We start from the raw sequence: 7,113 nt of genomic DNA, 5'->3' as shown, positions 1-7,113 counted from the left end.
GGCGATGGGCTAGGGCTGGCTGAGCGCGGTGGAGAGCAGGCGCGCGGTGATGTCGACGATCGGAATCACGCGGTTGTAGGCCATGCGCGTCGGGCCGATCACGCCGAGCGTGCCGACGATCTTGCCATTCACCTCGTACGGCGCCGTCACGACGCTCATCTGCTCGATCGGCACGAGCGTCGATTCGCCGCCGATGAAGATTTGCACGCCCTGGGCGTGACTGGACACGTCGAGCAATTGGAGCAAGCTCGTTTTTTGGTCGAAGACGTCGAAGAGCTTGCGCAAGCGCGCCATGTCGGACGATAAATCCGCCACTTCGAGCAAGTTGCGCTCGCCCGAAATCAGCACGGTTTCGCCGGTGTCGCTTTCCTCGGTGCTGGCGGTGACGGCCGCGTGCATCAGCGCCGTCATGTCGCCGCGCAATTGATCGATTTCCTCGCGCAGGCGCCGCCGCACCTCGTCGAACGAGAGCCCGGCGAAATGCGCGTTGATGTAATTGGACGCTTCCGTCAGTTGCGACGGCGAATAATCGCGCTGCGTCGCCATGATGCGGTTCTGGACGTCGCCTTCGGGCGTCACGATGATGAGCAAGATGCGCTTGGACGACAAGCGCATGAATTCGATCTGCTTGAATACGTGGCTGCGGCGCGGCGTCATGACCACGCCGGCGAATTGCGACAAATTCGACAGCACGCTTGCCGCGGCGGCGACCACCTTCTGCGGCTCGCCGGGCCGCAACGTCTTGCGCACGACACGCTCGACGGCCTCGTCGTCCTGCACGGGCTCGACGGTGAGCATCGTATCGACGAACAAGCGATACCCGCGTGGCGTCGGAATTCGGCCGGCCGACGTGTGCGGGCTCGCGACGAGCCCCAGCTCCTCGAGATCGGACATCACGTTGCGGATCGTCGCCGGGCTCAATTCGAGCCCAGAGTACCGCGAGAGCGTGCGCGAGCCGACCGGCTGGCCTTCGGCGATGTAGCGCTCGATCAGCGTCTTGAGGAGAGTTTGTGCGCGGGGTTCTAACATGACGCAAAATTTTAGCCGAAGGGCGTGCCCCCCGTGAGCGCACGGGGCGCTCGAGCGTTCGCGTGCGGACGGCACCAAGGTCAGGCCGGCGACACACCGCGCTCGGCCGGCGACGGGCACGCCTGGCCGCCGGCGTCTCATCGGGACAACGTCATTCTAGCGACAAATCGTCAGGGTGGGACGGCGCCGCTGGCGCCCGCAAGGGCAGGGCAAACCACGACGACGGTTCTTTTCGACACACACCTATGGTGTAATGCCGGCATGGAAATTGGCAGCCAATTCAAGACTGTGGCGCTCGTGGGGCGCAGCAACACGCCAGGCATCGGCGAGCCGCTGGCGGCGCTCGCCTCCTGCATCGAGAAGCGCGGCTTCGAAGTCGTGTTCGAAGCCGATACGGCCCGGGACATCGGCATCGCGGATTACCCCGCCCTGACGCCCGCCGAGATCGGCGCGCGTGCCGACGTCGCCGTGGTGCTCGGCGGCGACGGCACGATGCTCGGCATCGGCCGCCAACTCGCGCCTTATCGCACGCCGCTGATCGGGGTGAACCAGGGGCGGCTCGGCTTCATCACCGACATCCCGATCTCCGAGATGAGCCAGCGCGTGTCCCAAATGCTATCCGGCAGCTTCGAGCGCGAGGAGCGCACGCTGCTCGAGGCGCGCATCGTGCGCGAGGGCGAACCGATCTACCACGCGCTCGCGTTCAACGACGTCGTCGTGAACCGCAGCGGCTTTTCGGGGATGGCAGAGCTGCGCGTGTCGGTCGGCGGCCGGTTCATGTACATTCAGCGCTCGGACGGGCTCATCGTCGCGACGCCGACGGGCTCGACCGCCTACGCGCTGTCGTCGCAAGGCCCGATTCTGCACCCGCAGCTGCAAGGCATCGTCCTCGTGCCGATCGCCCCGCACGCGCTGTCGAACCGGCCGATCGTGCTGCCCGACGACGCCAACGTCAGCATCCAGATCATCGGTGGACGCGACGTCAACGTGAACTTCGACATGCAATCGTTCACCGCCGTGAAGCTGAACGATACGATCGAGGTGCGCCGCTCGCGGCACACGGTGCCCTTCCTGCATCCCGTCGGCTACAGCTACTATGCGACGCTGCGGCAAAAGCTGCACTGGAACGAGCACCCGTCCGACGAGGAAGGCGATGCCAAGGCGCCCTGACCCGGCCTGCCCGGCTCGCGTCGATTCGCGCCGCCCTTGCACGAAACGCTGGAAACGCTGTTAACACGACTCCCATGCTCCGCCATCTCTCGATACGCGACTTCGTCATCGTCGCCGCGCTCGACCTCGAATTCGACCGCGGCTTCACCGTGTTCTCCGGCGAAACCGGCGCGGGCAAATCGATCCTCATCGATGCGCTCGCACTGACGCTCGGCGCGCGTGCCGACGCCGACGTCGTGCGCACCGGCGCTGCGCGCGCCGATCTCACGGCCGAGTTCGACGCCGCCGGCGACGTCGCACGCTGGCTCGACGGGCATGCCCTCGGCGGCGAGGAGGCCGAGGGCGGCGAAAGCCGCGTCCTGCTGCGCCGCGTCGTCGATGCGAACGGGCGCTCGCGCGCGTTCATCAACGGCACGCCAGCCACGCTCACGCAACTGCGCGAGGTCGGCGAGATGCTCGTCGACATCCACGGCCAGCATGCGCATCAATTGCTGATGCGGCCCGATGCCCAGCGCACGCTGTTCGATACGCACGCGGGGCTCACGACGATCGCCGCCGGCGTCGCGCGTGCCCATCGCGCTTGGCGCGATGCGCAGCAGGCGCTCGAGCTCGCCACCTCGAAAGACCGCGAGCTTCAACTGGAGCGCGAGCGGCTCGCCTGGCAACTCGCGGAACTCGATAAGCTCGCGCCGCAACCGGGCGAGTGGGAGGAGATCAGCGCCGAGCATCGGCGGCTCGCCCACTCGGCCAATCTCATCGAAGGCGTGCGCGGCGCGCTCGATGCGATTGCGGAATCCGACGGCGCGATGCTTGGCCAACTCGGCTCGATCATTTCGAAGCTGCGCGATCTGGCCGAGATCGATCCCGCGCTCGGCGACGCGCTCGCGGCGCTCGAACCGGCCGAGATTCAATTGCGCGAAGGCGCGTACTCGCTGACTCACTATGCGCAGCGGCTCGAACTCGATCCCGACCGCCTGGCGCAGGTCGAGCAGCGTCTCGACGCACTGCATTCGCTCGCGCGCAAGTTCCGGCTGCAGCCCGAGACGCTGCCGCAAGAGCACGAGGCCCGCCGCACGCAGCTCGCCGCGCTCGACGCAGCCGCCGATCTCGATGCGTTGACGGCGGCCGTCGACAAGGCGCGGCAGGCTTATATGACCGAGGCGAAGCAATTGTCGAAGGCGCGCGCCAAGGCCGCGAAGGCGCTCGGCGCGGCGGTCACCACGGGCATGCAGGAATTGTCGATGGCGGGCGGCAGCTTCGAGGTGGCGCTCGTGCCGCTCGCCGAGGGCGGCGCGCACGGGCTCGAACAGGTCGAATTCCGCGTCGCCGGCCATGCCGGCGTGCCGCTGCGGCCGCTCGCGAAAGTCGCGTCCGGCGGCGAGCTGGCGCGCATCAGCCTAGCGTTGGCCGTCATTGCGAGTGCCGCGAGCCCCACCCCGACGTTGATCTTCGACGAAGTCGATACCGGCATCGGCGGCGGCGTAGCGGAGGTGGTCGGCCGTTTGCTGCATCAGCTCGGCCAAATGCGGCAAGTGCTCTGCGTCACGCACCTGCCCCAGGTGGCGGCGCGCGGCGATCATCATTTCCAAGTAGCCAAAGCGGCGAGCGATGGCGGTACGACGCTGTCGACGGTCGTGGCGCTCGACTCGGCTAGCCGGGTCGAGGAAGTCGCCCGCATGCTCGGCGGCCTGGCGATTACCGCGACGACACGCCGGCATGCGAAGGAGATGCTGGCCGCATAGCAGAACAGAATAGAACAGAACAGGACAGAACGGATGCCGGATGCTGGCCGGCTACCGATGCCGGCCCTGAAGCTCACGGGACGTCAACCGAACACGCGCTGCCAAAGCTTGAGCACGGCCTCGCGCTCGTGCTCGATGCGCTCGTGCGCGACGCACGCCTTTTCCATGCCGTCGAGCCGCAGTTGGTGCTGCAGCTTGCGGTAGGTCCGATAGGCCGCGCCGACCATCTCCGCCTCCTGCGCGCTCATGAGCCCGAAGCGCGCCACTTCGCGCAGCAGCGCGATATTGCCCGTATTGCGGATCAACTCCGGGTCGTGCGCCGCGTGCAGGAGCACCCAGTACTGGACGATGAACTCGATGTCGACCATCCCGCCACGGTCGTGCTTGACGTCGAACAGTTCACTGCGATTCGGATGACCTACGGCGACACGTTCGCGCATCGCCACGATCTCGGCGGCGAGCGGCCCGCTCTCGCGCGGCGTCGTCAAGACCTGATGGCGAATCGCCTCGAATTCGCGCCCGATCTCGGTATCGCCCGCGCAGAACCGTGCGCGCGTCAGTGCCTGGTGCTCCCACACCCAGGCCGTGTTGGCCGCGTCGCCTTCGCGCAATTGATAGCGTCGGAATGCATCGAGATCGGTGATGAGCAGCCCCGATTCGCCGTTCGGCCGCAAACGCAAGTCGATGTCGAACAGCGTGCCGGCGCCGGTCGCCGTCGTCAGCCAGGTGATGAGACGGCGCGTGAACGTCGCGTAGATGTCGGCGGCAGCGTCGTTGGGATCGTCGTAGAGAAAGATCAGATCGAGATCGGACGCATAGCCGAGCTCCTTGCCGCCGAGCTTGCCGTAAGCGATCACCGCAAAGCGCGGCACGTCACGATGGCGCTTCGACAATTGCTGCCAAACGGTGTCGATCGTCACGTCGAGCACCGAATCGGCAAGCTCGGACAGGCGATCGCTGACCTGCTCCACCGTCAGCCGGCCCGCCAAATCGATCAGCAAAATTCGGAAGACCTCGGCCTGATGCGCGTGGCGCAGCAAGTCCATTTGCTGCTCGGCGCCGTCGGCCGCAGCCAGCCGCGAGCGCAGCGACGTCTTGAACTCGGGCCAGTCGAATGGGCTCCCGATCGCTTCATCGTCCAGCAATTCGTCGAGCAACTGCGGATGTCGAATCAGATAGCCGGCCGCCCAGCGCGAGGCGGACAGCACGGCCAGCACGCGCTCGAGCGCGGCCGGATATTCGTTGAGCAGCGCGAGATAGGCGCCGCGCCGGCTCACGGCCTCGAGCAGGTCGATCATGCGTGCGAGCGTCGAGGCACGCTTGGCCGAAGGCTCGAGGGCGGCGGCCGCGTCGAGCGCGCGCGCCGCAATTTTGTCGAAACGCTCGCGATTGCGCTCGGGCAGGCCCTGATAGCGCGCCGAACGGCGCACGGCGCTCAAGCGGGCGTGCACGTCGGCCGCGTCGTCGAAACCGGCCGCCTGTAGGTGCGCGATCACCTGCTCGTCGGCCGTATCGTCGTCGAGCGCGCTGCCCCACAACGCTCCGGCACGCACCGCCTCGGCGTTGCCGCCATCGGCCGCACGCACGTGGCCGCCGGCTTTGTCGGCGAAGATCTGATCGAACTGCGCCTGAACGAACTCGCGATGCTGGTCGAGCACCTCGGTGAGCGCCGCATAATCGACGAAGCCGAGCGACGCGGCAAGCCGCGCGCGCTCGCCGGCATCGACGGGCAGCGCATGCGTCTGCGCATCGTCGCGATACTGCAAGCGATGCTCGAGCGTTCGCAGGAAACGATAAGCCGATGTCAGATCGGCGCAAACGGACGGCGCGATGAGCCCCCGCGCAGCCGCATGCCGGAGCACCGCCAGCGTGGGACGGATCCGAAAACCAGCGTCCTGTCCGCCGCGGATCAATTGGAACACTTGCGCGCTGAATTCGATCTCGCGGATGCCGCCGCGGCCGAGCTTGATGTCGTCCGCTTTATCGGGCCGCATCGTGGCGCGGCGCTGAGCTTCGTCGCGGATCTGCCGATGCAGCGAGCGAATCGCCTCGATCACGCCAAAATCGAGATAGCGCCGATAAACGAACGGCTTGACGATCGCGTCGAGCGCCTCGGACAAGCGCCGCGCCGCGTCGCTGCCCTCCTCGGAAACGAGCCGCCCCTTGATCCAAGCGTAGCGTTCCCACTCCCGGCCCTGAACGTAGAAGTACTCCTCGAGCATCCCCAAGCTGCAAACGAGCGGACCTGAATCGCCGTTGGGGCGCAACCGCATGTCGACGCGAAATACATATCCGTCCGCGGTCGGCTCGGCGAGCGCCCCGATCAGCCGGCGCCCCAGCCGCGTGAAGAACTCCTGTGTCGAAATGGCGGCGCGCGCCCCGCCCGTGGTCTCGCCGTCGTCTTCGTACACGAAGATGAGATCGATGTCGGACGAAACGTTCAGTTCCCGGCCGCCGAGCTTGCCCATGCCAACGACCCCGAGCGCGAGCCGCTCGCCGTCGGCGGCGCGCGGCTCGCCGTAGAGCGCTTCGAGTTCGATCGAAAGGATGTCGACGGCTCGTTGGATCGTGGCTTCGGCCAGATCGGTCATCGTGCCCGTCACCTCGGCGACGTCGGCTTTGCCGGCCAGGTCGCGCTCCATCACCGCACAGAAAACCTCGGTGCGCAGCCGGCGCAATGCGCTACGCAATCCGTCTTCTCCAAGCGGCGCTCCCGCCTGCCCACCTTGCGCCTCGCGCAGTTCCCCGATCAGCTCGCCAAGCCGCGTCTCGATGCGCGTTCGCGTGATCGGCGCTTGCGCCCAGGCGGCGATGCGCTCCGAAAGTTGGGGACGCGCGGCGATCGCGCGCGCGGCATAGGCGGAATAAGCGGAACTCAGCAGTGCGGCGGCAGTCATGAATAGGGGTGGCTTGCTTGTTGCGACGGAAAACGGCGTGCGACGCACGCCGCGTATGCGGCACCGCAACGCGAAAGCGCCCCGGCGCCTGCGCGACCAGGCGGCACGGCCGCGAGCATGGCATGCGGCGGCGTTCTCGCGCGCGGGAGCGTTCGGCCGCCGTGATACCGCTGTGATACATTTCGTCGTCCGAGACGCCAAACTACCACATCCCCGATTCGCCGCAGTATGTCCGACAGCAAGGAATCCGCCGAAACCGCCGTTGCCGGACACGC

4 protein-coding genes are annotated in these 7,113 nt (G+C 66.9%); 2 read left to right on the top strand and 2 right to left on the bottom strand.

Going from position 1 to position 7,113, the window contains the following annotated elements:
• Window positions 1–9: 9 nt before the first annotated feature.
• Window positions 10–1,029 carry a heat-inducible transcriptional repressor HrcA gene (hrcA, locus tag ACTHNZ_RS04365; protein ID WP_440541274.1) on the bottom strand — a complete coding sequence of 340 codons (1,020 nt, stop codon included), beginning with the start codon at window positions 1,027–1,029 and terminating at the stop codon, window positions 10–12.
• 261 nt (window positions 1,030–1,290) lie between these two features.
• Here hrcA and ACTHNZ_RS04360 point away from each other — a divergent pair, with 261 nt between their 5' ends.
• Window positions 1,291–2,199 carry an NAD kinase gene (locus ACTHNZ_RS04360; RefSeq protein ID WP_440541273.1) on the top strand — a complete coding sequence of 303 codons (909 nt, stop codon included), beginning with the start codon at window positions 1,291–1,293 and terminating at the stop codon, window positions 2,197–2,199.
• A 74-nt stretch (window positions 2,200–2,273) separates the two neighbouring features.
• Window positions 2,274–3,941 carry a DNA repair protein RecN gene (recN, locus tag ACTHNZ_RS04355; protein ID WP_440541272.1) on the top strand — a complete coding sequence of 556 codons (1,668 nt, stop codon included), beginning with the start codon at window positions 2,274–2,276 and terminating at the stop codon, window positions 3,939–3,941.
• Between the two features lie 83 nt (window positions 3,942–4,024).
• Here recN and glnE read toward each other — a convergent pair whose 3' ends face one another.
• Window positions 4,025–6,838 carry a bifunctional [glutamate--ammonia ligase]-adenylyl-L-tyrosine phosphorylase/[glutamate--ammonia-ligase] adenylyltransferase gene (gene glnE / locus ACTHNZ_RS04350; RefSeq protein WP_440541271.1) on the bottom strand — a complete coding sequence of 938 codons (2,814 nt, stop codon included), beginning with the start codon at window positions 6,836–6,838 and terminating at the stop codon, window positions 4,025–4,027.
• Window positions 6,839–7,113 lie beyond the last annotated feature (275 nt).

Source organism: Trinickia sp., from assembly GCF_051953955.1.
Classification (GTDB): domain Bacteria; phylum Pseudomonadota; class Gammaproteobacteria; order Burkholderiales; family Burkholderiaceae; genus Trinickia.
The sequence above is the reverse complement of the archived record's forward strand: the minus strand, read 5'-3'. Positions and strand labels throughout refer to the sequence as shown.